24 protein-coding genes are annotated in these 25,239 nt (G+C 62.4%); 17 read left to right on the top strand and 7 right to left on the bottom strand.

Annotation, left to right across the window (positions count from 1 at the left end; genetic code table 11):
* Positions 1–122 precede the first annotated feature (122 nt).
* From AC0L2V_RS12880 to trmB, 5 genes are all read left to right on the top strand, one after another.
* Positions 123–947 carry an alpha/beta fold hydrolase gene (locus tag AC0L2V_RS12880; protein WP_287376207.1) on the top strand — a complete coding sequence of 275 codons (825 nt, stop codon included), beginning with the start codon at positions 123–125 and terminating at the stop codon, positions 945–947.
* Between the two features lie 181 nt (positions 948–1,128).
* Positions 1,129–2,721 (top strand): apolipoprotein N-acyltransferase, encoded by a 1,593-nt coding sequence (gene lnt, locus AC0L2V_RS12875; protein ID WP_473520244.1) that lies wholly within the window; start codon positions 1,129–1,131, stop codon positions 2,719–2,721.
* A gap of 139 nt (positions 2,722–2,860) precedes the next feature.
* Positions 2,861–3,280, top strand: a complete 420-nt coding sequence (locus AC0L2V_RS12870) for a helix-turn-helix domain-containing protein (protein WP_473520243.1) — start codon at positions 2,861–2,863, stop codon at positions 3,278–3,280.
* 327 nt (positions 3,281–3,607) lie between these two features.
* Complete coding sequence (gene metK / locus AC0L2V_RS12865; RefSeq protein ID WP_210163894.1) at positions 3,608–4,921, top strand: methionine adenosyltransferase; 1,314 nt, start codon at positions 3,608–3,610, stop codon at positions 4,919–4,921.
* A gap of 26 nt (positions 4,922–4,947) precedes the next feature.
* Positions 4,948–5,649 (top strand): tRNA (guanosine(46)-N7)-methyltransferase TrmB, encoded by a 702-nt coding sequence (gene trmB, locus AC0L2V_RS12860; protein ID WP_473518123.1) that lies wholly within the window; start codon positions 4,948–4,950, stop codon positions 5,647–5,649.
* Between the two features lie 77 nt (positions 5,650–5,726).
* Here trmB and AC0L2V_RS12855 read toward each other — a convergent pair whose 3' ends face one another.
* Positions 5,727–5,891, bottom strand: a complete 165-nt coding sequence (locus tag AC0L2V_RS12855; protein ID WP_077377234.1) for a hypothetical protein — start codon at positions 5,889–5,891, stop codon at positions 5,727–5,729.
* 321 nt (positions 5,892–6,212) lie between these two features.
* Here AC0L2V_RS12855 and rimP point away from each other — a divergent pair, with 321 nt between their 5' ends.
* From rimP to AC0L2V_RS12805, 10 genes are all read left to right on the top strand, one after another.
* The gene (gene rimP / locus AC0L2V_RS12850; RefSeq protein WP_473520242.1) at positions 6,213–6,857 is read left to right on the top strand and encodes a ribosome maturation factor RimP; all 645 of its coding nucleotides are present in this window, start codon (positions 6,213–6,215) and stop codon (positions 6,855–6,857) included.
* Between the two features lie 48 nt (positions 6,858–6,905).
* Positions 6,906–8,501, top strand: coding sequence for a transcription termination factor NusA (gene nusA / locus AC0L2V_RS12845; protein WP_023802116.1), 1,596 nt, complete (start codon positions 6,906–6,908; stop codon positions 8,499–8,501).
* A gap of 38 nt (positions 8,502–8,539) precedes the next feature.
* Positions 8,540–9,190 (top strand): RNA-binding protein, encoded by a 651-nt coding sequence (locus AC0L2V_RS12840; protein WP_091599993.1) that lies wholly within the window; start codon positions 8,540–8,542, stop codon positions 9,188–9,190.
* Positions 9,187–11,754 (top strand): translation initiation factor IF-2, encoded by a 2,568-nt coding sequence (infB, locus tag AC0L2V_RS12835; RefSeq protein WP_023802118.1) that lies wholly within the window; start codon positions 9,187–9,189, stop codon positions 11,752–11,754. Before AC0L2V_RS12840 ends, infB begins: the two co-directional genes overlap by 4 nt.
* Positions 11,755–11,980: 226 nt before the next feature.
* Positions 11,981–12,418: a 30S ribosome-binding factor RbfA gene (gene rbfA, locus AC0L2V_RS12830; RefSeq protein WP_128169859.1), complete on the top strand. Its 438-nt coding sequence runs from the start codon at positions 11,981–11,983 to the stop codon at positions 12,416–12,418.
* Positions 12,418–13,380, top strand: coding sequence for a tRNA pseudouridine(55) synthase TruB (truB, locus tag AC0L2V_RS12825; RefSeq protein WP_287217761.1), 963 nt, complete (start codon positions 12,418–12,420; stop codon positions 13,378–13,380). The genes rbfA and truB overlap by 1 nt, the downstream gene beginning before the upstream one ends.
* Positions 13,381–13,423: 43 nt before the next feature.
* Complete coding sequence (gene corA, locus AC0L2V_RS12820) at positions 13,424–14,518, top strand: magnesium/cobalt transporter CorA (RefSeq protein WP_473510217.1); 1,095 nt, start codon at positions 13,424–13,426, stop codon at positions 14,516–14,518.
* Between the two features lie 77 nt (positions 14,519–14,595).
* A complete protein-coding gene (rpsO, locus tag AC0L2V_RS12815) occupies positions 14,596–14,970 on the top strand; it encodes a 30S ribosomal protein S15 (RefSeq protein WP_274609416.1) in 375 nt (124 codons plus the stop codon).
* Positions 14,971–15,375: 405 nt separating this feature from the next.
* Positions 15,376–17,523, top strand: coding sequence for a polyribonucleotide nucleotidyltransferase (pnp, locus tag AC0L2V_RS12810; protein WP_023802123.1), 2,148 nt, complete (start codon positions 15,376–15,378; stop codon positions 17,521–17,523).
* A gap of 91 nt (positions 17,524–17,614) precedes the next feature.
* Positions 17,615–18,628 carry a class I SAM-dependent methyltransferase gene (locus tag AC0L2V_RS12805; protein WP_473520241.1) on the top strand — a complete coding sequence of 338 codons (1,014 nt, stop codon included), beginning with the start codon at positions 17,615–17,617 and terminating at the stop codon, positions 18,626–18,628.
* 142 nt (positions 18,629–18,770) lie between these two features.
* Here AC0L2V_RS12805 and fabI read toward each other — a convergent pair whose 3' ends face one another.
* From fabI to fabA, 3 genes are all read right to left on the bottom strand, one after another.
* Complete coding sequence (gene fabI, locus AC0L2V_RS12800) at positions 18,771–19,583, bottom strand: enoyl-ACP reductase FabI (RefSeq protein ID WP_023802125.1); 813 nt, start codon at positions 19,581–19,583, stop codon at positions 18,771–18,773.
* A gap of 12 nt (positions 19,584–19,595) precedes the next feature.
* Positions 19,596–20,816 (bottom strand): beta-ketoacyl-ACP synthase I, encoded by a 1,221-nt coding sequence (gene fabB, locus AC0L2V_RS12795; protein WP_473520240.1) that lies wholly within the window; start codon positions 20,814–20,816, stop codon positions 19,596–19,598.
* A 128-nt stretch (positions 20,817–20,944) separates the two neighbouring features.
* Positions 20,945–21,463 carry a 3-hydroxyacyl-[acyl-carrier-protein] dehydratase FabA gene (gene fabA, locus AC0L2V_RS12790; protein WP_473520239.1) on the bottom strand — a complete coding sequence of 173 codons (519 nt, stop codon included), beginning with the start codon at positions 21,461–21,463 and terminating at the stop codon, positions 20,945–20,947.
* A gap of 241 nt (positions 21,464–21,704) precedes the next feature.
* Between fabA and irrA the strand changes: the two genes are divergently transcribed.
* Positions 21,705–22,136, top strand: coding sequence for an iron response transcriptional regulator IrrA (gene irrA, locus AC0L2V_RS12785; protein ID WP_023802128.1), 432 nt, complete (start codon positions 21,705–21,707; stop codon positions 22,134–22,136).
* 85 nt (positions 22,137–22,221) lie between these two features.
* On the opposite strand, the gene AC0L2V_RS12780 is transcribed toward irrA, so the two are convergent.
* Positions 22,222–22,779 (bottom strand): SH3 domain-containing protein, encoded by a 558-nt coding sequence (locus AC0L2V_RS12780; RefSeq protein ID WP_023802129.1) that lies wholly within the window; start codon positions 22,777–22,779, stop codon positions 22,222–22,224.
* Positions 22,780–22,937: 158 nt separating this feature from the next.
* Here AC0L2V_RS12780 and AC0L2V_RS12775 point away from each other — a divergent pair, with 158 nt between their 5' ends.
* Entirely contained in the window at positions 22,938–23,939 is a 1,002-nt protein-coding gene (locus tag AC0L2V_RS12775; protein ID WP_023802130.1) for a 2-hydroxyacid dehydrogenase, read from the top strand.
* A gap of 28 nt (positions 23,940–23,967) precedes the next feature.
* On the opposite strand, the gene AC0L2V_RS12770 is transcribed toward AC0L2V_RS12775, so the two are convergent.
* Together AC0L2V_RS12770 and AC0L2V_RS12765 are read right to left on the bottom strand one after the other, a co-directional pair.
* Positions 23,968–24,450 carry a GNAT family N-acetyltransferase gene (locus AC0L2V_RS12770; RefSeq protein WP_473520238.1) on the bottom strand — a complete coding sequence of 161 codons (483 nt, stop codon included), beginning with the start codon at positions 24,448–24,450 and terminating at the stop codon, positions 23,968–23,970.
* 18 nt (positions 24,451–24,468) lie between these two features.
* Positions 24,469–25,224 (bottom strand): molybdopterin-synthase adenylyltransferase MoeB, encoded by a 756-nt coding sequence (locus AC0L2V_RS12765; protein ID WP_473520237.1) that lies wholly within the window; start codon positions 25,222–25,224, stop codon positions 24,469–24,471.
* Positions 25,225–25,239: the final 15 nt, after the last annotated feature.

Below are 25,239 nucleotides of genomic sequence, written 5' to 3'. Positions count from 1 at the left end.
TCAAGCACTTGCGAACCAATTCGTACGGACGGCTCTGTCCTGAATACCAGCTTTATTTGAGCGTCGGATTTTCCCAAAAACCGGTTTCCACCTTTAGGGCCGACGCTCTATGAGAATATCTGATGTCGTGGAAACTCGATGAGACCGTGGAAACATCTGCGGGCACTGTGGCAGCGGGGCGATCTGGTAGCGGGCCTGCGCTCATGCTGGCGCACGGCTGGCCGTGGTCTTCGTTCTCATGGCATCGGATTATTCCAGATCTTGCAAGGCGGTATCGTGTCCACTGGTACGATATGCCCGGATACGGGCGATCGGACAAAGGCGCGGAGCAACGCACCTCACTCGACGTGCAAGGAGAAGTATTCGCCGAGATGCTCGCGCATTGGGACCTGGAGCAGCCCATCGTTGTTGCCCATGATTTCGGCGGAGCGACGACGCTACGGGCGCATTTGCTGCATGGCTGCGACTTCGAGCGGTATGTCCTGATGAATGTCGTCGCCATGCGCCCTTGGGGATCGGAGTTCTTCGATCATGTCGGTCGCCATGTGGATGCCTTTCTGGGCCTGCCGCCGCATATCCACAGAGCGGTCGTGGAAGCATATATCAAGGGGGCGATCGTAAATGACATCGCGCCCGGAGATTTCGAGAGGCTTGTCGAGCCGTGGCTTGCCGAAGAGGGACGCGGAAGCTTCTATCGGCAATTCGCGCAAGCCGACGAAAAATATACCGCCGAAGTCGAGCCGGCGTTCGGGGATATCAGGTGTCCGGTAAAGATAATTTGGGGCAAGGACGATCCATGGATCCCGCTGGAGCGAGGCAAAGCGCTTCATGCGCTGATCCCGCAGGCATCGTTTGAAACATTACCTGGCGTCGGTCACTTGCCTCAGCTCGAAGCCCCGGATCTCGTGCTGGAACGGCTGAACGCATTTCTATCACGCGCATTATAGTGATACACCGGCACGTGCGGTCTGCGCGACAATTCACATGCGACACTTACTCTTGCCGGCGTCGGTCGCCCCACCTGTCCAGCAGACCTAATCCGGCAGTCTGGCTGAAGCGTGGCCGTTTGGAGCGTGGACTGCGGCCTGATAAATCTTCTGCCGTGATTCGCACGACTCGGAAGCATCGATGAAGCGCCTGGCCGGCCGGATAATTCTGCTGTGGGGCTGGCGCCGCGCGCTTGTGGCGTTTCTTGCCGGTGCGCTGGCGGTTCTTGCCCAGGCGCCTTACGATTTCTTCGCCGTCTGTTTCGTTTCGTTTCCGCTGCTAGTCTGGCTCCTCGACGGCGCCACCGGCGAAGCCTCCGATGGCTGGTTCCGGCATTTGCGGCCGGCCTTCGCCGTCGGCTGGTGGTTCGGCTTCGGCTATTTTCTAGCCGGCCTATGGTGGATCGGCTCAGCACTTCTGGTCGAGGCCGACAGTTTCGCCTGGGCGCTTCCCTTCGCAGTGGTCGGAATTCCGCTGGCGCTCGCTTTTTTCTATGGCTTCGCGACAGCGGTTGCCCGGCTGCTGTGGAGCAACGACATCGGCCGCATCGCCGCCCTTGCCTTCGGCTTCGGCCTGGCCGAATGGCTGCGCGACTTTCTGTTCACCGGCTTTCCCTGGAATGCCGTCGGCTACGCGGCGATGCCGGTGCCCTTGCTTATGCAGAGCGTGTCGGTGACCGGCATGGTCGGCATCAACGCGCTGGCGGTCTTCGTCTTTGCCTTGCCGGCCCTGCTTGCGGCGCGCCGGCATATCCGCCTTGGGGGTGCACTGGCTGCCGTTCTCGTCGCGGCCCATGTCGGCTTCGGCTATGTCAGGCTTGCTGCCAAGGTCGAACCCGCAACCCGCGCAATCGACGTCCGCATCGTGCAGCCGGCCGTCGACCTCAGCGAAAAGTGGGACCCTTCTGTGCCCGACCGGATTTTCGCTACACTGATGGGGCTTTCGGCCAAGGCGCCAGAGACTGGTCATGCCAAGCCGCAATTGATCCTGTGGCCGGAAACCTCCGTGCCGTTTTTTTTCGCCGAACGTCCCGATGCGCTGACCGCGCTGGGAGAGATGCTTGGCGACGGCCAGACGCTGATCGCCGGCGTCGTCCGGGAGGAAGGCGGGTCGGCGGAAGATGCCGACAGGCGGTACTACAATTCGGTGGTGGCAATCGACGACAAGGGTCAAATCGCCGATGCAGTCGACAAGGTTCATCTGGTGCCCTTTGGCGAATATCTGCCTTTTGCCGACCTGCTTGGCCGCTTGGGGCTCAAACAACTCGTCGCCGGGCCGACAACCTACGCGGCGGGCAATGAGCGGCACCCGATCGCGTTGCCCGGCGGCATCAGCGTGCTTCCGTTCATTTGCTACGAAGTCATTTTTCCCGATCTGGTAGCGGTTGACGCAACGTCAGCTGAGCTTATTGTGAATGTCACGAACGACGCGTGGTTCGGTGACACGCCGGGTCCGTACCAGCATTTCAGGCAGGCGCAGATTCGTGCGGTGGAGAACGGGGTGCCATTGTTGCGTGCAGCCAATAACGGCATTTCCGCTGTCGTCGATCCGCGCGGACACATCCTCGACGCGCTGGCAATCGACGCCCGCGGAGCCATCGATGTCCACGTGCCGATTTCCAATCGAGCCATCGTTTCTTCCAGCCAAAGACGCATTAATGGACTGATGATCATGTTGCTGTTCGCTCTCGCCGCTTTCACAATGAATGTAAGGCAACGGCTACGGGCGAATTGACAGTCGACACATTAGAAACTCATACTGTAACCGCCTGAAATTTCTCGAAGTCAGCACGTCGGTTCTGTTGGGGCACTGGCCGCCGGCTTCGTTTTGGGCAGAAAAACACAAAAAGCCGGAAAAATTCGGCGAGGAAAAAATGGCAGAAGAAAACAAGAAGAAGCCGAATCCTATCGACATCCATGTCGGAAGTCGCATCAGGCTTCGTCGCAATATGGTGGGAATGAGCCAGGAAAAGCTGGGCGAGAACCTCGGTATAACGTTTCAGCAGATACAGAAATACGAAAAGGGTACCAATCGCGTTGGCGCCAGCCGTTTGCAGGCAATCGCCTCGATACTGGGTGTGCCCGTCGCTTTCTTTTTCGAGGACGCGCCGGGCCAGGAGGCCGTGGGCAACCGCGGATTTGCCGAGGATGCATCAATGGCTTCTGCTGTCGAATTCTGCGGCAGTCCTGAAGGTCTTCAACTCAACCGGGCCTTCGTCAAGATCACCGACGTGAAGATACGCCGCAAGGTTATCGAGCTTGTGAAGGCCCTTTCCTCCGACGCAGTCGATTGATTACGCAGATTGGTCTGGGTCGATTGATTGGGCAGCCGTTGAAAAGTCGAACAAAGCGAAGCCGTCATTGCGGGCAGGCAATTTCTTGCGATCTCGCGCATCGTGGAATTTACATCCCGCAAGCATGCAGGAGAGCGGATCGATTTTGCTCGACAGCCATGCTTAAAGTCTTTCTCATCAACGTGTTGAAGCTAAAGCACGTGCTGGAGCCAGGCAGGCTGGCGGCATCCTGCCGGCGGTCAAAGTGGTACAAGATAATGGCACCCACCGCTTGACGAGCGTTGCTCGGCACAGCTAACACGTGGCGCGCCAATCGGCAGCGTGCCGATGATTTTTCAAGAGGGGACACCCGTGACGCGGCAAAACTATCTATTCACCTCGGAATCCGTTGCCGAGGGTCATCCCGACAAGGTCTGCGACCGTATCTCCGACGAGATCGTCGATCTGGTCTATCGCGAGGCCAGAAAGACCGGCATGGATCCCTGGAAGGTCCGCGTCGCCTGCGAAACGCTGGCGACCACGAATCGCGTCGTCATCGCTGGCGAGGTGCGCGTCCCCGAGACCCTGCTCAAGAAGGACAAGGCCGGCAACATCCTGATGGATGCCGCCGGTCATCCGCTCGTCAATCCGGCGAAGTTCAAGTCGGCCGCCCGCAAGGCGATCCGCGAAATCGGCTATGAACAGGCCGGTTTCCACTGGAAGACGGCAAAGATCGAGGTTCTGCTGCACGGCCAGTCACCGGATATCGGCCAGGGCGTCGACAATGCCTCCGACCGGCAAGGCGAGGAAGGGGCCGGCGACCAGGGCATCATGTTCGGCTATGCCTGCCGCGAGACCCCGGATCTGATGCCGGCGCCGATCTACTACAGCCACAAGATCCTCGAACTGCTGGCCGCCGCACGCCACGAAGGCAACGGCGACGCCGGCCGGCTCGGGCCGGACGCCAAGAGCCAGGTCACCGTCCGCTATATCGACGGCAAGGCGGCGGAAGTGACGCAGATCGTGCTGTCCACCCAGCATCTCGACGCCAGCTGGGATTCGAAGAAGGTCCGCAACGTCGTCGAACCCTATATTCGCGAGGCGCTGGGCGACCTTAAGATCGCCGACAGCTGCAACTGGTACATCAACCCGACAGGCAAGTTCGTCATCGGCGGGCCCGACGGCGACGCCGGCCTGACTGGGCGCAAGATCATCGTCGACACTTACGGCGGTGCTGCGCCTCATGGCGGCGGGGCTTTTTCCGGCAAGGACACCACCAAGGTCGACCGTTCCGCGGCCTATGCGGCCCGCTACCTCGCCAAGAACGTGGTGGCGGCGAAGCTCGCCGATCGCTGCACCATCCAGCTTTCCTATGCCATTGGCGTGGCCCAGCCGCTGTCGGTCTATGTCGACCTGCACGGCACCGGCAGGGTCGATGAGGCAAAGCTCGAGCAGGCGCTGCGCACCGTGATGGATCTGTCGCCGTCCGGCATCCGCCGCCATCTCGATCTCAACAAGCCGATTTATGCCAAGACGTCGTCTTATGGTCATTTCGGCCGCAAGGCCGGCCGCGACGGGTCCTTCTCCTGGGAAAAGACCGACCTCGCCAAGGCTCTCAAGGACGCACTCGCCGAAGCGCCTGCCGAAGCAGTCGCGGCCTAGCCGCGGCGCCCATAGATCCGGAAGACATGGATCCGAAAGACCGGCCAAGCCGTGCGACCGAAGCATTTTTCGGTCGCCGGCGCGGCAAGGCCATCCGTCCGCAGCAGGCAGCGGCACTGGAAAGCGGTTTCAGCACCTACCGGCTTGATCTGACGGCCGGACCGCCGGCCGACTTGCGCAGCCTGTTCGAAGCCGATGTCCGCGCCATTCATGTCGAAATTGGTTTTGGTGGCGGCGAGCACCTGCTGCATCGGGCGACGGCGGCTCCTGAGACCGGTTTTGTCGGCGTCGAGCCTTTCGTCAACGGCATGGCCAAGATGATGATGGCGGTCAGGCAACGGCCGCTTGCCAATCTTCGGGTCTATGACGACGACGCCACGCGCCTGCTCGACTGGCTCCCGCAAGCCTCGCTCGACGGCATCGACCTTCTCTATCCCGATCCCTGGCCGAAGAAGAAACACTGGAAGCGCCGCTTCGTCAGTCCGGTCAATCTCGACCGTTTCGCGCGCGTGCTGAAGTCAGGCGGAACATTCCGCTTTGCGTCCGATATCGATAGCTATGTGAACTGGACGCTGCTGCACTGCCGGGCACATGAAGCGTTTGCGTGGCAGGCTGAAGAGGCAGCCGACTGGCAGCGGCCCTATAAGGGTTGGCCGGGTACGCGCTACGAGGCGAAGGCCGTTCGCGAAGGCCGTCGGCCAGCCTACCTCACCTTCGTCCGAAGATAGTGCTATTCAAAGCGCGCCTAGCGCACTTTGCCGTCGACGAGGACCAGAGATGTCCTCCTGCGTCGCCGGACTTAGACTTAGAAGCGGCCGATCTTGTTGAAGGCGGCCGGATCCATGCCGAGATTGCGCAGATCGTGCGCGCGCGGCTTGCGGCCGGCTTCGACGGCGTGCGAAGCGGCGACGGCGCTGCCGAACACGGTGAAGAAATCGCCGATGGCCGAGAAAACCTTGCGGTTGGTCATGGTTATGCCCTTTCGCCTGCTGCAATGCGTGATTGATTTTGTGCAACGCAACATAGATAGGCGCGTACTGCCTGATATCACAGGGACGTTGGCGCATGGCCGCCATGCGCCCTGTGCAACGCTGCCGCCCCCGACAGTTTCGCCCACCCTGCATGCGGACAACTCATCTGCTTACCGACACGGACTGCATGCGGACTTGAAACGACGGCTGCGATCGTCTATATCAGGCTCAAATTCTTGGTCGGTATGGCGAAGAGTGGGTCCACCCGGTCCCGCTCTTTTTTGTTACCTTCCGGCCGCCGACGAAGCGACAGGAATAGAATGACGGCAACGGTACCCGACAGCGACGACCGCATCATCCGCGAAAGCGGCATCGATGCGCGCATCGCGCTGATCGTGCAGCCGGTTCTGCGTGCCATTGGCTTCCGCCTTGTCAGGGTGCATCTGACGAGCCAGAACGGGCTGACGCTGCAGATCATGGCCGAACGCGAGGACGGCACCATGACCGTCGAGGATTGCGAAGAGGTCAGCCGGGCAGTGTCGCCGGCGCTCGATGTCGATGATCCGATCGAAAAGGCGTATCATCTCGAAGTGTCGTCGCCGGGAATCGACCGGCCGCTGGTTCGCAAGTCGGATTTCGCGACCTGGACGGGTCATCTGGTGAAGATGGAAACCTCGGTCCTCGTCGCCGACCGCAAGCGCTTCAAGGGCAAGATCGCCGAGAGCGACGCGGACGGCGTGCTGATCGAGCGCGACAAGGCGGCCTATGGCGAACAGCCGACGGTGCGTGTGCCCTACGATGCGATTGCCGAAGCACGGCTGATACTGACCGACGACCTTATCCGCGACGCACTGTCGAAGGACAACAGGGCGCGCAAGGAAGCCAAGAAGCGCCGCGGCGAGCCCGAAGACGCGCCAGAGGGCGTGGAAGCGGGCGCGGAAGATGAAACCGAACAGGAAATGTAATTGGGCTGCCGGGCGCAAAGGCTCGGCAACAGGCTCGGGAGAAAAAAGATGGTTGTAAGCGCAAACAGGCTTGAACTGCTGCAGATCGCCGATGCGGTCGCGCGTGAGAAGTCGATCGACAAGTCGATCGTCATCGCCGCCATGGCCGATGCGATCCAGAAGGCGGCGCGCTCGCGCTATGGCCAGGAAACCAACATCCGTGCCGACATCAATCCGAATACCGGCGAGATGAAGCTGCAGCGGCTGATGGAAGTGGTCGAGAAGGTCGACGACTATGCGACGCAGATCGCCATATCCTCGGCGCGTGAGCGCAATCCCGACGCCCAACTCGGCGACTTCATTGCCGAACAGCTGCCGCCGATGGATTTCGGCCGCATCGCCGCCCAGTCGGCCAAGCAGGTCATCGTGCAGAAGGTGCGTGAGGCCGAGCGTGACCGCCAGTACGACGAGTACAAGGACCGTATCGGCGAGATCGTCAACGGTACTGTCAAGCGCGTCGAATACGGCAACGTCATCGTCGATCTCGGCCGCGGTGAGGCGATCATCCGTCGCGACGAGCTGATCCCGCGCGAAAATTACAAATATGGCGATCGCGTCCGCGCCTATGTCTATGACGTGCGCCGCGAGCAGCGCGGTCCGCAGATATTCCTGTCGCGCACCCATCCGCAGTTCATGGCGAAGCTGTTCACCATGGAAGTGCCGGAAATCTACGACGGCATTATCGAGATCAAGTCGGTCGCCCGCGATCCGGGTTCGCGCGCCAAGATCGCCGTCATCTCGCGTGACAGTTCCATCGATCCGGTCGGCGCCTGTGTCGGCATGCGCGGCAGCCGCGTTCAGGCGGTGGTCGGCGAATTGCAGGGCGAGAAGATCGACATCATTCCGTGGTCGCCTTCGGCCGCTTCCTTCATCGTCAACGCGCTGCAGCCGGCGGAAGTCGCCAAGGTCGTGCTCGACGAGGACGCCGAACGCATCGAGGTCGTGGTGCCGGACGACCAGCTGTCGCTGGCCATCGGCCGCCGCGGCCAGAACGTCCGGCTCGCCTCGCAGCTCACCGGCTGGGATATCGACATCCTGACCGAGCAGGAAGAGAGCGAGCGCCGCCAGAAGGAGTTCGTCGAACGCTCGGCTCTGTTCATGGATGCGCTCAACGTCGACGAGATGGTCGGCCAGGTGCTCGCCTCCGAAGGCTTCACCAGCGTCGAGGAAGTCGCCTATGTCGATGCCGACGAGATCGCGTCGATCGACGGCTTCGACGAGGACACCGCCTCGGAAATCCAGGCTCGCGCCCGCGAATATCTGGAGAAGATCGAAGCCGAGCATGACGAGAAGCGCAAGGCGCTCGGCGTCAAGGACGAGTTGCGTGAGATTCCAGGCGTGACCACCGCCATGATGGTGACGCTCGGCGAGGACGGCGTGAAGACGATCGAGGATTTCGCCGGCTATGCGGCCGATGATCTGACCGGCTGGAAGGAACGCAAGGACGGCGAGACGAAGGTATTCCCGGGCGTGCTCGCCAATCACGGTGTGTCGCGGGCCGATGCTGAACAGATGGTTCTGGCTGCCCGCCTCAAGGCCGGCTGGATCACCGAAGACGAGCTTGCAGCCGAAGACGTGCCGGCTGACGAAGCCGTTGGTGCGTGAGGTGAAACCGCATCGCACACAAGCCGCCCTTGGACGAGATGAACGATCGCACTTGCATCGTCACGCGCAAACAGGCCGAACCGGATGAACTGATCCGTTTCGTCGTCGGCCCGGATTCGGCCGTCGTTCCGGATATCAAGAAAAACCTGCCCGGACGCGGTTGCTGGGTGACTGCCGACCGCCTACATATCGACAAGGCGGCAGCGAAAAACCTGTTCGCTCGCGCCTTCAAGGCGCAGGTGACCGTGCCGACCGACCTCGGCGACATGGTCGACGGGCTGCTTTCCAGATACGCTCTGGGCATGCTCGGTCTTGCCCGCAAGGCAGGCGCGATCGCGCTCGGCGCCACCAAGGTTGAGAGCGCGGTGCGTGGCGGGCTGGCGCTTTTCGTGTTGCATGCGACCGAGGCGTCAGATGACGGCGTCCGCAAGATCAGCCAGGCGCGACGGGCAACCGTCCACCTCGGTGGCCCCGCCATCCTTGCATACAAACTTTTCTCCGAGGCCGAGTTGAGCTTGGCATTGGGGGGTACAAATGTGATACATGCTGCCGTTCTCGCGGGAGACGCGGGCAGGGCGGTCCAGAAGCGCATGGTTGCGCTCGACCGGTATCGGGGCGGTTCCCCGGACGATCTGGCAATGCTTGCGGCCGTTGCTGACGAAGATGATGCCGCAGAGGATATGGAATGAGCGATACGAAATCGGGCGACGACAAGACGTTGAGTGTTACGCCGAAGAAGACTTTGACGCTGAAGCGCCCCGGTACGGAACAGGGCACCGTGCGCCAGAGCTTCTCGCATGGCCGCACCAAGGCGGTCGTGGTCGAGACCAAGAAGCGCAAGTTCTCGCTGCCCGGTGACAAGCCGGAGCCGGCTGCTGCCCCTGTGTCCGTCTTCACGCCGAAGCCACCGGTCGCGGCAGCGCCGGTTGTGCAGGAAGCGCCCAAGGCGCCGCCGCCTCCGCCGCCGGTCGAACGCGGCGGCATGGTGCTGAACCAATTGTCGCGCGATGAGATGGAGGCGCGCCGCCGGGCTCTGGAGGGTTCGAAGGTGCGCGACGTCGAGGATCGCCAGCGCGCCATCGACGAGGCCAAGCGCCGCGCCGAGGATGAAGAGCGCCGCCGTCGCGAGCGCGAGGAATCCGCGCGCCGCCAAGCCGAGGAAGAAGCCCGGCTGCAGGCCGAGGCCGAGTCCCGCCGGCGTGCCGAGGAAGAGGCGCGCCGCCGCGCGCCGCTCACCGCCGAACTGGCGACAGTCGACGACGAGGACATCAAGCCGAAGCGGACCGGCGCCGGTGCCCCGGTGCGCCGTCCGGTCACGCCGGAAGTGGCGCGTCCGGCCAAGCCGACCAAGGGCGAGGAAGATCGCCGCCGCGGCAAGCTGACGCTGAATGCCGCACTTTCCGATGAGGATGCGCGTGCGCGTTCGCTGTCGTCGATGCGTCGGCGCCAGGAGAAATTCAAGCGCGCGCTGCATAACGAACCGCGCGAGAAAGTCATGCGCGAAGTGATACTTCCCGAAACCATCACCATCCAGGAACTGGCGCAGCGCATGTCCGAGCGCGCCGTCGATGTGGTCAAGTTCTTCATGAAACAGGGCCAGATCCTGAAGCCGGGCGACGTCATCGACGCCGACACGGCCGAACTGGTCGCTACCGAATTCGGCCACACGGTTCGCCGCGTCGCCGAGTCCGACATCGAGGAAGGCCTCTTCAACATCGCCGATCGTCCCGAGGATCTCGAGCCGCGTCCGCCGGTGGTGACCATCATGGGCCATGTCGATCACGGCAAGACGTCGCTGCTCGATGCCATCCGCAATGCCAATGTTGTGTCCGGCGAGGCCGGCGGCATCACCCAGCATATCGGCGCCTATCAGGTCGAGAAGAACGGTAACAAGATCACCTTCATCGACACGCCTGGCCACGCCGCCTTCACGGCGATGCGCGCCCGTGGCGCTCAGGCGACCGACATCGCTATCCTGGTAGTGGCGGCCGACGACAGCGTGATGCCGCAGACGATCGAATCGATCAGCCATGCCAAGGCGGCCGGCGTTCCGATCATTGTGGCGATCAACAAGATCGACAAGCATGACGCCGACCCGCAGAAGGTGCGCTCGGAACTGCTACGCCACGAAGTCTTCGTCGAATCGATGGGCGGCGAGGTGCTGGACGTCGAAGTGTCGGCGACCAAGGGTACCAATCTCGACAAGCTACTCGAAGCGATCCTGCTGCAGGCCGAAATCCTCGACCTGAAGGCCAATCCGGACCGCACCGCCGAGGGCGTCGTCATCGAAGCCCAGCTCGACAAGGGCCGCGGCCCCGTCGCCACGGTGCTGGTCCAGACCGGCACGCTGATGCCTGGCGACATCCTTGTTGCCGGTAACGAATGGGGCCGGGTGCGCGCGCTGGTCAACGACCGCGGCGGGCAGATCAAGGAAGCGCCGCCGGCGATGCCGGTGGAAGTGCTCGGACTGCAGGGAACCCCGCAGGCCGGCGACCGCTTCGCCGTCGTCAACAACGAGGCCCGCGCCCGCGAGATCACCGAATATCGCCAGCGTCTGGCGCGTGAGAAGGCGGTGGCCAAGCATGCCGGCCAGCGTGGTTCGCTCGAACAGATGATGTCGCAACTGCAGACGAGCGGGCTGAAGGAATTCCCGCTGGTCATCAAGGGCGACGTGCAGGGCTCGATCGAGGCGATCAGCGCGGCGCTGGACAAGCTCGGCACCGACGAGGTGCGTGCGCGCATCGTTCATGCGGGCGCCGGCGGCATCACCGAAAGCGATGTCTCGCTGGCGGAAACCTCGGGCGCCGCAATCATCGGCTTCAACGTTCGCGCCAATGTGCAGGCGCGTGCGGCGGCTGCGGCTGCAGGCATCGAGATCCGCTATTACTCGATCATCTACAACCTCGTGGATGACGTGAAGGCGGCGCTGTCCGGCCTGCTGTCGCCGGAGCGTCGCGAGACCTTCATCGGCAATGCCGAGATCCTCGAGATCTTCGACATCACCAAGGTCGGCAAGATCGCCGGCTGCCGTGTCACCGAAGGCAAGGTCGAGCGCGGTGCGGGCGTTCGCCTGATCCGCGACAACGTCGTCATCCACGAAGGCACGCTGAAGACGCTGAAGCGCTTCAAGGACGAAGTTGCGGAGGTTCCGGGTGGCCAGGAATGCGGCATGGCCTTCCAGAACTACGAAGACATGCGCGTCGGCGACGTCATCGAGTGCTTCCGCGTCGAGATGGTGACCAGGACGCTCTGAATTCGAGCAACTTGAGTTCGAGCATTTACAGACCGGGCGGTGGTCGAAAGGCTGCCGCCTAAACCATGATCCCGAAAAGTGGTATCCGGTTTTCGGAGAAGATCATGGTCAACAAAAAATAGAGCCTGATCCATCCCGATTTCTATCGGGATGGATCAGGCTTTAAAGCATATGAGACATGCGGCACGGTCCCATCCCGTGCCTCACGATTTCAGGATAGAGAAAAATGCCCCGTTCAACCACGTCAGGTCCATCCCAGCGCATGCTTCGCGTCGGCGAGCAGGTGCGGCATGCGCTGTCGGAAACCTTGCAACGTGGCGAGATCCTCGATCCGCTGATCGAGAATTCGGTGGTTTCGGTCTCGGAGGTGCGCATGTCGCCCGATCTGAAGATCGCCACCGCTTTCGTCTCGCCGCTTGGCGCCAGTGATGCCGATGCGGTGGTTGAGGCGCTCAACAAGCATGCGAAATTCGTGCGCGGCCGCGTTTCCGGCGCGCTCCGGCAGATGAAGTACATGCCGGAATTCCGCTTCCGGCTCGACACCAGCTACGACAATTTCCAGAAGATCAACGAATTGTTGCACTCGCCCGAAGTGGCGCGCGATCTCGGCCCAGACGCCCAGATCGGCGACCAGAACAAAGACAACGACAAGGACGAAAAATAGTGGCGCGTCGCGGCAAGAAGAAGGGTCGGCCGATCTCCGGCTGGCTGGTGCTGGACAAACCCGTCGGCATGGGTTCGACCGAAGCCGTCTCCAAGATCAAATGGCTGTTCCAGGCGGAAAAGGCCGGCCATGCCGGCACGCTCGACCCGCTCGCTTCCGGCATGCTGCCGATCGCGCTCGGCGAAGCGACCAAGACCGTCCCATATGTCCAGGATGGCGCCAAGGTCTACCGCTTCACGGTTGCCTGGGGTGAGGAGCGTTCGACCGATGACCTCGAAGGGCCGGTGACGAAAAGCTCCGACCAGCGTCCGGCTGAAGCCGATGTGCTTTTGCTGATGCCGAAATACACCGGCGTCATCATGCAGACGCCGCCGCAATTTTCGGCCATCAAGATCGCAGGCGAGCGCGCCTATGATCTTGCCCGCGACGGCGCGACGGTCGACATTCCGGCGCGGGAAGTCGAGATCGGCCGCCTCGACCTGATCGAGCACAGTGCGGACAGCACCATTTTCGAGGTCGAATGCGGCAAGGGCACCTATGTCCGCTCGCTGGCCCGCGACATGGGCCGCGATCTCGGCTGTTTCGGTCACATCGCCGAACTGCGCCGGATCGAGGTCGAGCCGTTCACGCAGGAAGACTTCGTCACCATCGCCGAGCTGGAAGCCGCCCGCTTCGGCGAACAGCCAGATGAGGGTTCGGATTCGGCGGACACGGTGCCGGTCGACTTCGACGCCATCGACGCGTTTCTGGTCGACACGTCAGCCGCGCTCGACTGCCTGCCGCAGATCGCGATCAGCGACGACGCGGCAACAAAAATCCGCCTCGGCAACCCGGTCATCATCCGTGGCCGCGACGCGCCGGTGGAAGCCGAGGAAGCCTGCGCCACGGCGCGCGGCAAGCTGGTCGCCATAGGCGCCATCGAGCAAGGCATGTTCAAGCCGAAGCGGGTCTTTGCCGGCTGAGCCCCCTCGTCTAATCTCGATCAGAGGTACATTCGAGGGGCACATGGCAAAGGCCGAGACGATCAGGAAGCGGGCGCCGGTGACAGAACGGCGGCCGCCGATCGGCGCATCACCAGGCACACTGATCGCCGACCCTGCGGCGCGGCGCAGCGAACTGCGACTGACACTGATGTCGCCCGACAAATTCGAGACAATCGAAGATGCCAGCATCAACGACCTGAATGCTCATTGCAACGCATGGCCGGTCATCTGGCTCGATTGCACCGGTCTCGCCAACATCCCGCTGATCGAGGAGATCGGCCGGATTTTCAGCCTGCATCCGCTGGCGCTGGAAGACGTCGTCAACACCGGCCAGCGGCCGAAGGTGGACTTCTTCGAGGACCATGCCTTCGTCGTCGTCAGAATGATCGACGACGTCACCGCGCATCGCTACGAGCAGATCGCGGTCTTCTTCGGCAGGAACTTCGTCGTCACCTTCCAGGAGCGCGAAGGCGATCCGTTCGATCCCGTGCGCAAGCGCATCGAAAGCTCGATGCCCAACCGGCTGCGCTCACGCGGCGCCGACTATCTCGCCTATGCGCTGATCGACGCCATTGTCGACAGTTATTTCCCGCCGATCGAGACCGCCGGCGACTTGGTCGACAGCATCGAGGACCAGATGCTGCGCGCGGCGGATAGGCACCAGATGCGGCGGCTTCACGAGTTGCGGCGCGACGCCAACGTGCTGAAGGGGGTACTTTGGCCGATGCGCGACGCGCTGGCGACGCTGATCCGCAACGACGTGCCCTACGTCAAGCCCGAGACCAAGATCTTCCTGAACGACACGCTCGATCACTCGCTTCGGCTCATCGAACTGGTCGAAACCCAGCGCGACATGCTGACCGGTCTGATCGAGATGCATCTGTCGCTGAGTCAGGCACGCACCAGCGACGTCATCAGCTATCTGACGATCGTCTCGGTGATCTTCATCCCGCTCACCTTTCTCGCTGGCGTGTGGGGCATGAACTTCGATCCCGAAGCCTCGCCATGGAACATGCCGGAGCTGAAGGCCCAATACGGCTATCCGGCAGCGCTGGTGTTCATGGCCGTTGTCGCGCTCGGGCTTGTCGCCTTCTTCAGATGGAAGAAGTGGCTTTAGCCGAGGCGAAATCTTCGTTTGTGCAGCAAAAAGCCGGCTTGTGAATTGGGCTGGTGTTTTTGCCTGAATTGCCCTATATGCGCCGCAGCATCGTGCAATGCCACGTTGCTTGTACCGGCCCCTGCTGGACGACATCCCGGCCGAGGGCGTCCCGTTTCCTCAAACAGATAAGGAAAAACACGATGTCGATTACTGCCGAGCGCAAGAAGGAATTGATGGGTGAATTCGCAACCGCCAAGGGCGATACCGGGTCTCCGGAAGTCCAGGTGGCCATCCTTTCCGAGCGCATCAAGAACCTGACCGACCATTTCAAGGACCACAAGAAGGATAACCATTCCCGCCGTGGTCTGCTCGCTCTCGTCTCCCAGCGCCGCAGCCTGCTTGATTATCTCAAGCGCAAGGATGACGCGCGCTATCAGACGCTGATCGAGAAGCTCGGTCTGCGCCGTTGACGAATTGACCGGCGGGTTCTTTCGAGAGCCCGCCGGTCGCGCATTGGAGCAGTCCGTTGCTCCAATGAAGGAAGTAGAGCGCCGCGCTTCGATTTGGACGCGCACATGGGACGCTCTGAACTTTGAATTTGCGCAAGGCATTTCCGAGAGCCGCGGTTTTCGGGTCATGCGCAAGGCCAGTCGGATCGATTGGCCAGACCCGGTTTCGATATAGCACAGGGCCATTCGAAACCGCCCATGGACGGTCATGGGGCAGGATTGCAGGACGCTCGCGCGGCACCCGCGCCGGATTTACCCGAGCTTCCCGTTGTCTTGCCCGTGGCTGCCCGAGAAACGAAGCCAAGGGAAAGGGGCACTCGCGCACGGTGAAATGGCGCGGCCCTTTCCGCATATGAAGGACAAGACATGTTCAATCACCACAAAGTGGAAATCGAATGGGGCGGCCGTCCGCTCATCCTCGAAACCGGCAAGATTGCGCGCCAGGCTGACGGCGCGGTGCTCGCCACCTACGGCGAAACCAAGGTTCTCGCCACCGTCGTTTCGATGAAGGAACCAAAACCGGGCCTCGATTTCTTCCCGCTGACCGTCAACTACCAGGAAAAGACCTATGCCGCCGGCAAGATCCCGGGCGGCTATTTCAAGCGCGAAGGCCGTCCGAGCGAAAAGGAAACGCTGGTTTCCCGTCTCATCGACCGTCCGATCCGCCCACTCTTCGCTGACGGTTACAAGAACGACACGCAGATCGTTGTCACCGTCGTCCAGCATGATCTCGAAAACGACCCGGACATCCTGTCGATCGTCGCCACCTCGGCGGCTTTGACGCTGTCCGGCGTCCCTTTCATGGGTCCGATCGGCGGCGCCCGCGTCGGCTACATCAACGGCGAATATGTGCTCAATCCGCATGTCGACGAGATGCAGGAATCCAAGCTTGACCTGATCGTCGCCGGCACCTCCGACGCCGTGCTGATGGTCGAGTCCGAAGCCAAGGAACTCGGCGAGGATCTGATGCTCGGCGCCGTCATGTTCGGCCATCGCGGCTTCCAGCCGGTGATCGACGCCATCATCAAGCTGGCAGAAGTCGCCGCCAAGGATCCGCGTGACTTCACCGCGCCGGATTATTCGGCGCTTGAAGCCGAGATGCTGAAGATCGTCGAAGGCGAGCTTCGCGATGCCTACAAGATCACCGACAAGCAGAAGCGCTATGCCGCCGTCGACGCCGTCAAGGCGAAGGTCAAGGCTGCGTTCGCACCCGCCGAAGGCGAAGAAGCCAAGTATACGTCCGAGCAGATCGGTACCGTGTTCAAGGAGCTCCAGGCCAAGGTCGTGCGCTGGAACATCCTCGACACCGGTTCGCGCATCGACGGCCGCGATCTGAAGACGGTTCGCAAGATCGTCTCCGAAGTCGGCGTCCTGCCGCGCACCCACGGCTCGGCGCTGTTCACCCGCGGCGAGACCCAGGCGCTGGTCGTCGCCACGCTCGGCACCGGCGAGGACGAGCAGTATGTCGATTCGCTGACCGGCATGTACAAGGAGAAGTTCCTCCTTCACTACAACTTCCCTCCCTATTCGGTCGGTGAAACCGGTCGCATGGGTTCGCCCGGCCGCCGCGAGATCGGCCACGGCAAGCTCGCCTGGCGCGCGATCCGTCCGATGCTGCCGACATCAGACCAGTTCCCCTACACGCTGCGCGTCGTTTCGGAGATCACCGAGTCCAACGGCTCGTCGTCGATGGCTACCGTCTGCGGCACCTCGCTGGCGCTGATGGATGCCGGTGTGCCGCTGGCCAAGCCGGTCGCCGGCATCGCCATGGGTCTGATCAAGGAAGGCGAGCGCTTCGCGGTGCTCTCCGACATCCTCGGCGACGAGGACCATCTCGGCGACATGGACTTCAAGGTTGCCGGCACCGCCAACGGCATCACCTCGCTGCAGATGGACATCAAGATCGAGGGCATCACCGAGGAGATCATGAAGATCGCACTGGATCAGGCCAAGGACGGCCGCCAGCATATCCTCGGCGAAATGGGCCATGCGCTGTCCGGCGCGCGCTCCGAACTCGGCGAATTCGCGCCGCGCATCGAGGTCATGCACATCCCGACCGACAAGATCCGCGACGTGATCGGCTCGGGCGGCAAGGTCATCCGCGAGATCGTCGAAAAGACCGGCGCCAAGATCAACATCGAGGACGACGGCACGGTCAAGATCGCTTCGTCCAACGCCAAGGAGATCGAGGCGGCGAAGAAGTGGATCCACACCATCGTCGCCGAGCCGGAAGTCGGCGAAATCTACGAGGGCACGGTCGTCAAGACCGCCGACTTCGGCGCTTTCGTCAACTTCTTCGGTCCGCGTGACGGCCTCGTCCACATCTCGCAGCTCGCCAATGATCGCGTCGCCAAGACCTCCGACGTCGTCAAGGAAGGCGACAAGGTCTGGGTCAAGCTGATGGGCTTCGATGAGCGCGGCAAGGTCCGCCTGTCGATGAAGGTCGTCGACCAGGCCACCGGCAAGGAAATCGCCCGCGACAAGAAGGCCGACGGCGAAGAAGACGCCGCCTGAGCGATCTGACCCAACAATCGAAATGGGCGCGCCGACAGGTCGCGCCCGTTTTCATTTTCTGCACAAGCCAGCTGCACTTCGAGATCGAAAAATGTCCGCCGAGCCGCTGAAGACACTGTTCCATCCGTTCGAGGCCGAGGCTGTTTCCTTGCCGCGCAAGGGCAAGCGTGTCCTCTTTCTGGGCGCTGAGCCGGGCTTCCGCCTGCCCGAAGGTTTTGATGCAGCACTGCATCTGGTGCAAGGCTTCCGGCCGCACTTTCGCGCGCTGCAGGCGGCCGGTTTCACCGTCACGCCGCGCCCGGAGGGCGAAGGTTTCGATGCGGCATTGGTGCTTGCCGGCCGCCATCGCGGGCAAAACGAATTGCGCATCGCCGAGGCGATTGAGCGTGTGCGGCCGGGCGGATCGATTGTCGTTGCCGGCGCCAAGGACGATGGCATTGCCAGCCTGCGCAAGCGCATCGACGAGCTTGTGCCGCTCGACGGCCATTTGCCGAAACATCACGGCATCGCCTTCTGGTTTCATCAACCTGCCGATGCCGCGGTCGCAGCGGCACTTCGCGCCGCCAATCCAGCCCTTCTGGTCGAGGATCGGTTCCGCACCGCACCAGGCATGTTTTCTTTCGACAAGATCGATGCAGGTTCGAGATTGCTGGTCGACAATCTGCCCGGCGACCTGCGTGGCAGCGTTGCCGATTTCTGCGCCGGCTGGGGCTATGTGGCGGCCGAGGTCGCCGCCCGCTCACCTGGCATATCGGCGCTCGATCTCTACGAGGCCGAGTTCGATGCGCTGGAGGCGGCGAAATTCAATATCGGCAGCACAGCGGCGGAACCCAACTTCTTCTGGATCGATCTTTTGAGCGAGCCGGTCGAGCGGCGCTATGACGCCATCGCCATGAACCCGCCCTTCCATCGCAGCCGGGCGGCCGAGCCCGAGATCGGCGCCGGCATGATCCGCGCCGCGGCAAAGGCGCTGAAGCCGGGCGGTCGGCTGTTCATGGTGGCGAACCGCCAGCTTCCCTACGAGCCGGTGCTGGCGGCCGCCTTCTCCAGCCATGCCGAGATCGCCCGCGACGGCATGTTCAAGGTTTTCGCGGCGCGCCGCTGAAGGCGGAGTTCACGGGACCAATGCATGTCGGGCAAAAGTGCGCAGCGGTTTTGCGATAACGACATGCATAAACAAGAACTTAAAGCGCGTCGCATGAATCCATTCAAACGCGACGCGCTTTAAGGCATCTTCTGCGGCCGAATTACTCTCGTCCGCTGTCGGTCCGCTTCAGCTCGTCGAGCGCCGGCATCGACACGATGTGGTAGCCGGAATCGACATAGTGGATTTCGCCTGTGACGCCCGACGACAGGTCGGACAGCAGATAGAGCGCGGAACCACCGACTTCGTCTATTGTCACCGTACGGCGCAGCGGCGAATTGCGCTGCTGGTAGGAAAACATGTGGCGTGCGTCGGAAATCCCGGCGCCGGCCAGTGTCCGCACCGGTCCCGCGGATATGCCGTTCACCCTGATGCCGCGCGGGCCGTAGTCGTTGGCGAGATAGCGGACGCTGGCTTCAAGCCCGGCCTTGGCGACGCCCATGACGTTGTAGTTCGGCATGACGCGGACCGAACCGGCATAGGTCAGTGTGATCATCGAGCCGCCGTCCTTCATCAGCGCGGCCGCATGACGGGCGACCTCGGTGAAGGAATAGCAGGAGATGACCATGGTGCGGACGAAATTGTCGCGGCTGGTGTCGGCGTAAAGGCCTTTCAGCTCGTTCTTGTCGGAAAAGCCGATGGCGTGGACGACGAAGTCCAGGCCGCCCCAGGCCTCGCCCAAGGTCTCGAAGGTAGCGGCAACCGATGCGCTGTCCTCGACGTCACAAGGCACGACCAGCGAGGAGCCGAGCTTGTCGGCGAGCGGCTTGACCCGGCGCCCGAAGGCTTCGCCCTGATAGGTGAAGGCGAGTTCCGCCCCATGTTCGGACAGTTTCCGGGCGATGCCCCAGGCGATCGAATGGTCGTTGGCGACGCCCATGACAAGCCCGCGCTTGCCCTTCATCAATCCGTCCATGGTCGGCTGTCCTTATGCGGAATAGCGCTGGAAAATCAGCGTTGCGTTGGTGCCGCCGAAACCGAACGAGTTGGACAGGACGGTGTCGATCCTGGCATCGTCGATGCGCTCTCTCACGATCGGCATACCCTCGAATTCCGGATCGAGCTGCTCGATGTGGGCGCTCTCGCCGATGAAGCCGCCTTGCATCATCAGGATCGAGTAGATCGATTCCTGCACGCCGGCCGCACCCAGCGAATGGCCGGTCAGCGATTTCGTCGAGGTGATGAACGGCATATTTTCGCCGAACACCTCGCGGATCGCGCCCATTTCCCTGGAGTCGCCGACCGGCGTCGAGGTGCCGTGCGTGTTGATGTAGTCGACCGGCGAAGAGACGGTCGCCAGCGCCTGCCGCATGCAGCGCACCGCGCCTTCGCCCGAGGGCGCCACCATGTCGAAGCCGTCGGAGGTCGCGCCATAGCCGACGACCTCGGCGTAGATCTTGGCGCCGCGCGCCTTGGCGTGCTCGAGCTCTTCCAGCACCAGCACGCCGGCGCCGCCGGCAATGACGAAGCCGTCGCGATCGACGTCATAGGCGCGCGAGGCAGCCGATGCCCGATCGTTGAACTTGGAGGACATGGCGCCCATCGCATCGAACAGGTCCGACATCGTCCAGTCGAGGTCCTCATGGCCGCCGGCGAAGACCATGTCCTGCTTGCCCCACTGGATCAGTTCGTAGCCATTGCCGATGCAATGCGCCGAGGTCGAGCAGGCCGAAGAGATCGAATAATTGACGCCGTGGATCTTGAACCAGGTGGCGAGCGTCGCCGAAGCGGTCGACGACATCGCCTTCGGCACCGCGAACGGGCCGATTCGCTTGGGGCTGCCGTTCTTGAGCGTGGTTTCAGCGGCCTCGACGATGGTTCTGGTCGATGGTCCGCCCGATCCCATGACGATGCCGGTGCGCTCATTGGTGATGTCGTTCTCGCCAAGTCCAGCGTCCACGATCGCCTGGTCCATGGCGACATGGTTCCAGGCCGCACCTTGCGACAGGAAGCGCATGGCGCGGCGATCGATCAGCGCCGAGGGGTCGAGCGTCGGCGCTCCCCAGACCTGGCAGCGGAAGCCGTGTTCGGCGAAGGAATCGGAGAAGCTGATGCCGGATCTGGCATTATGCAGCGAGGCCTGCACCTCGTTGGCGTTGTTGCCGATCGACGACACGATGCCGAGGCCTGTCACTACGACCCGTCTCATTCGCAACTCCTTCCAGCGCATGAACCCGAAACCTGCCGGACCGAAACCTGCCGGACAAGGATGCGCAAATTAAGTTCTACAGCTTCCTTTGCGCCTCCCGCGGACTCGCCGCGCTGCGCAGGCGCCGGTCAGGCGGCGGCCGATTGCTTGGACAGACCCACCTTGAGATCCGTTGCTGCGTATATGGGTTCGCCATCCGCCTTCAGCCAGCCATCGGCGATACCCAGCACCAGCCGGCCGCGCATCACGCGCTTGAAGTCCACGCCATATTCTACCTTCTTGACCGACGGCGTCACCATGCCTTTGAATTTCACTTCGCCGGTCGACAGCGCCATGCCCTTGCCCAGCTCGCCGAGCCAGCCGAGGTAGAATCCCGTCAATTGCCACATGGCGTCGAGGCCCAGGCATCCCGGCATGATCGGGTTGCCGATGAAGTGGCAGGCGAAAAACCACAGATCCGGCTTGATGTCGAACTCGGCGCGGATGAAGCCCTTGTCGAAGGCGCCGCCGGTCTCGCTGATTTCGGTGATGCGGTCGAACATCAGCATCGGCGGATAGGGCAGCTGGGCGTTTCCAGGTCCGAACAGCTCGCCGCGGGCGCAGGCAAGCAGTTCCTCGTAATCGTAGCTGGATTTCGAAACCGCCATCAGTCTCCGTCCCCAATAATCGTCCGGGCGGTAGCGCGCCCTGTCGTTGGTTCCTAACACAATCTATTTCCGGCCGGAAACCGGCGTTTGCGCTTAACCTGCCCGCCTGCCGGGGTCAATGCGCGCTATTGATCGTATTCGGCCGACAGAATATATGTCGGGTTATGTCTAGGTTCGGTCAATGTTCGTTTTTTGCCGTTCTGGGCAGCTCTTGAGGCGAAACTTGAGCTTGGACGGATAGATGGATCTGGGCTGCCGGAAGGAAAATGTCGCTGTGGACAAGCGGGTTCGCGAAGCTGGCCTGAGGCCGACGCGTCAGCGCATTGCGCTGGCCGATCTGCTTTTTGCCAAAGGCGACCGCCATCTGTCGGCCGAGGAACTGCACGAGGAGGCGATCGCCGCCGGCGTGCCGGTATCGCTCGCCACCGTCTACAACGCCCTTCATCAATTCACCCAGGCGGGCCTTCTGCGCATCCTGGCCGTCGAGGGGTCGAAGACCTACTTCGACACCAACACCTCCGATCACCATCATTTCTACATTGAGGGCGAAAACAGGATTTTCGACATCGCCAGCGGTCCTGTCACGGTTTCCAACCTGCCGGAGCCACCGGAGGGGATGGAGATCGCCAATGTCGATATCGTCGTGAGGCTGCGCCCGAAACGCTGCGAGTGATCGGCGCTTTTACGCATGTCGTTATCGCAGAACCGCTGCGCACTTTTGCGCGACATGCCCGTCATCCCGAACCGACAGGAAGAGGTCAGTCCTTGACCCGTTCGCCCGGATAGGCGCCCCAGACCAGCGACTGGGCGAGCCAGCCGGTGTGGCCATTGAAGGTCATTTCGCACCACTCGCCGTCACAGGACTTGATCGTGCCCATGGCGCCCGGCTCGACAATTGCGACGATGCCGGCGTCCTTTTGCGGGTCGTCGAGCAGGTTGATTCGGGCATCTTTGCCGCGCTGCCAGGGTGCTACGATCGCCGTGCGGCGACCTGAAAGCAGCGACTGGTTGATCCAGCCTTCCGAGCCGTCGGCATCGCGCACCCGACGCCAGGTGTCGAATTCCTGGATGATCTCCATCGGCAGGCCGGGCTTCATATACATCCAGTCGACGGAATAGTTGACGCCTGGTCCGACGCGGGAGTTGACGCGGCCGGCCTTCAGGCTGACGAAGCGCGGCAGCGGCAGGCCGCTCGGCCCGAGCGTGACGCTCTGGGTCGGTGCTGCCGCATTCTGTGCCGCCACATCCGGGGAATAAAGCAGAGCGCCGAGAAATGCTGCGCTGAGGGCCAGGCGGAGCGACGCGAAACCAGACACTTTCGTTCCCTTTCGGCGCCGGCTCATCGGCCCTGGCGCCCCTTTTTCTTTGTCTTCGGCGGAACCTCTTGTTACATGGAGAACTGGCACCGCGACCGGCCTGCAGTTTCGCCTGTCTTGGTTAAAGAGGTCTCAACGAGGTCGGGTTCGAGGAAACAATGGTAGGCAGAAAAAGGCCCCTCGTCGTCATCACGCGCAAGCTGCCCGACCCGGTCGAGACCCGCATGCGTGAGCTTTTCGACGCCCGGCTGAATGTCGAAGACCGGCCGATGACGCAGCCGGAATTGGTCGCGGCGGTCAAGGAAGCCGACGTGCTGGTGCCGACCATAACCGATCAAATCGACGCGGCGCTGATCGCGCAGGCCGGCGACAACCTCAAGCTGATCGCCAATTTCGGCAACGGCGTCGACAAGATCGACGTGTCAGCAGCAGCGAAGAAGGGCATTACCGTCACCAACACGCCGAACGTGCTGACCGAAGATACCGCCGACATGACCATGGCGCTGATGCTGGCGGTGCCGCGGCGGCTGGCGGAAGGCGCCAATGTGCTGACCGGCGACAAGAAATGGGCCGGCTGGTCGCCGACCTGGATGCTCGGCCGGCGTATCTGGGGCAAACGCCTCGGCATTGTCGGCATGGGCCGCATCGGCACCGCCGTCGCCCGGCGGGCCAAGGCCTTTGGCCTGTCGATCCACTATCACAACCGCCATCGCGTCCTTGCCGCCGTCGAGGATGAGCTGGAGGCGACCTATTGGGAAAGCCTCGACCAGATGCTTGCCCGCATGGACATCATTTCGGTCAATTGTCCGTCGACGCCGGCGACCTTCCATCTGCTTTCGGCGCGGCGGCTGGCGCTTCTGCAACCGTCCGCTTACATCGTCAACACGGCGCGCGGCGACATCATCGACGAGGACTCTCTGGTCAAGCTGATCCAGGACGGTAAGATCGCCGGCGCCGGGCTCGATGTCTACGAGCATGAGCCGGCGCTGAACAGCAAATTGCTGAAGCTCGCCGCCAAGGGCAAGGTCGTGCTGTTGCCGCATATGGGGTCGGCGACGCTCGAAGGCCGGATCGACATGGGCGAGAAGGTGATCATCAACATCCGCGCCTTCTTCGATGGCCATCGGCCGCCGGATCGCGTACTGCCGCTGCGGACGTGACCGGCTGCCATCTTAAGTTAGCGTATACTTACGAAAGCACCTTGCGCATGCTGATCGAGGTCGGTCGGTCATAGCCACTGTGCGCCGTCCGTTCCGTTTCGCGAAAGCCAAGGCGGGCAAAGGCCGCGTGATTCCCGGTCAATTCGATCCGCGTCTGAAGCTCGATCGCAGGCTTGCCGCGGTTGCGGGCAAGATCCTCGACAGCTTGCATCAGCCGCCTGGCGATGCCTTGTCCCCGAAAATCCGGTTCGACCGCGAGCTTTCCGACATAGAAATCTCTGGCCCGCTCAAGGACAAAAACGCAGCCGACAATCCTGCCGTCGTTCAGCGCCGCAAAGCCCGTCTCCTGCCGGGCCTTGTCCCGGAGATTTTCGACCGTGAGCCGATGCGCCGAGGATGGCGGATCGATGACGCCGTCCATGGCAGCGAAGGCGCGCATGATCAGCGACAGCACCTCGTCCCAACGGTCGAAATCGGCCGGAAGCTGCGCGACGGAAACCAGGCTGCCCAAAATCTAGCTGCTCTTGTTCTAGCTGCTCTTGTAGCGGATCGTGTCGAAGCGGGCGGCCAATGCATCGTAAAGCAGCAGCCGGCCGACCAGCGGTTCGCCGATGCCGGCGATCAGCTTGATCGCCTCCATGGCCTGCAGCGTGCCGACGACGCCGGTCAGCACGCCGAGCACGCCGGCCACGGCGCAGGATGGCACCAGGCTCGGCGGCGGCGGTTCCGGAAACAGATCGCGATAACTCGGATTCGGCCTGCCGTCCGTGCCGGTCTCGAACGGTTTCAGCACGGTCACCGAGCCGTCGAAGCGGCCGACGGCGGCATGGACCAGCGGCCGCTTTTCCGCAGCGCAGGCGTCGGCCACCGCATAACGGGTTTCGAAATTGTCGGAGCCGTCGACGACGATGTCATAACGGGCGACAAGGGCAGGGGCGTTGTCCGCCGTCAGCCTGAGATTGTGCAGTTCCACGGCGACGTTGGGGTTGATGCGGGCGATCGCCGCCTTGGCACTGTCGGTCTTCGCCATGCCGACAGCGCCGGTGCCGTGGATCACCTGCCTTTGCAGGTTCGACAGCGAGACGCTGTCGTCGTCGACGATGCCGAGTGTGCCGACGCCGGCTGCGGCAAGATATTCAAGCACCGGCGCTCCCAGCCCGCCGGCGCCGACGACCAGGACCCGAGCCCGCTTCAGTCGCTGCTGGCCGGCGCCACCGATCTCGGGCAGCACGATGTGGCGGGCGTAGCGTTCGAGTTCTTCGTTGGTGAGTGCGGTGGTGGTCATCGCCGGACCATATAG

It is taken from the genome of Mesorhizobium sp. WSM4814, assembly GCF_055811595.1.
Note: the sequence above shows the minus strand (reverse complement) of the source record. Positions and strands in the feature narration are given on the sequence as shown.

Coding starts and splice junctions, on each gene's coding strand:
- AC0L2V_RS12775 (WP_023802130.1), top strand. CDS start 22,938: ATGGTAGGCAGAAAAAGGCCCCTCGTCGTCATCACGCGCAAGCTGCCC.
- AC0L2V_RS12765 (WP_473520237.1), bottom strand. CDS start 25,224: ATGACCACCACCGCACTCACCAACGAAGAACTCGAACGCTACGCCCGC.
- lnt (WP_473520244.1), top strand. CDS start 1,129: ATGAAGCGCCTGGCCGGCCGGATAATTCTGCTGTGGGGCTGGCGCCGC.
- fabB (WP_473520240.1), bottom strand. CDS start 20,816: ATGAGACGGGTCGTAGTGACAGGCCTCGGCATCGTGTCGTCGATCGGC.
- infB (WP_023802118.1), top strand. CDS start 9,187: ATGAGCGATACGAAATCGGGCGACGACAAGACGTTGAGTGTTACGCCG.
- irrA (WP_023802128.1), top strand. CDS start 21,705: ATGGATCTGGGCTGCCGGAAGGAAAATGTCGCTGTGGACAAGCGGGTT.
- pnp (WP_023802123.1), top strand. CDS start 15,376: ATGTTCAATCACCACAAAGTGGAAATCGAATGGGGCGGCCGTCCGCTC.
- AC0L2V_RS12840 (WP_091599993.1), top strand. CDS start 8,540: ATGAACGATCGCACTTGCATCGTCACGCGCAAACAGGCCGAACCGGAT.
- AC0L2V_RS12880 (WP_287376207.1), top strand. CDS start 123: ATGTCGTGGAAACTCGATGAGACCGTGGAAACATCTGCGGGCACTGTG.
- AC0L2V_RS12855 (WP_077377234.1), bottom strand. CDS start 5,891: ATGACCAACCGCAAGGTTTTCTCGGCCATCGGCGATTTCTTCACCGTG.
- AC0L2V_RS12870 (WP_473520243.1), top strand. CDS start 2,861: ATGGCAGAAGAAAACAAGAAGAAGCCGAATCCTATCGACATCCATGTC.
- fabA (WP_473520239.1), bottom strand. CDS start 21,463: ATGGCGGTTTCGAAATCCAGCTACGATTACGAGGAACTGCTTGCCTGC.
- nusA (WP_023802116.1), top strand. CDS start 6,906: ATGGTTGTAAGCGCAAACAGGCTTGAACTGCTGCAGATCGCCGATGCG.
- metK (WP_210163894.1), top strand. CDS start 3,608: ATGATTTTTCAAGAGGGGACACCCGTGACGCGGCAAAACTATCTATTC.
- fabI (WP_023802125.1), bottom strand. CDS start 19,583: ATGGACGGATTGATGAAGGGCAAGCGCGGGCTTGTCATGGGCGTCGCC.
- AC0L2V_RS12805 (WP_473520241.1), top strand. CDS start 17,615: ATGTCCGCCGAGCCGCTGAAGACACTGTTCCATCCGTTCGAGGCCGAG.
- trmB (WP_473518123.1), top strand. CDS start 4,948: ATGGATCCGAAAGACCGGCCAAGCCGTGCGACCGAAGCATTTTTCGGT.
- rpsO (WP_274609416.1), top strand. CDS start 14,596: ATGCGCCGCAGCATCGTGCAATGCCACGTTGCTTGTACCGGCCCCTGC.
- corA (WP_473510217.1), top strand. CDS start 13,424: ATGGCAAAGGCCGAGACGATCAGGAAGCGGGCGCCGGTGACAGAACGG.
- rbfA (WP_128169859.1), top strand. CDS start 11,981: ATGCCCCGTTCAACCACGTCAGGTCCATCCCAGCGCATGCTTCGCGTC.
- rimP (WP_473520242.1), top strand. CDS start 6,213: ATGACGGCAACGGTACCCGACAGCGACGACCGCATCATCCGCGAAAGC.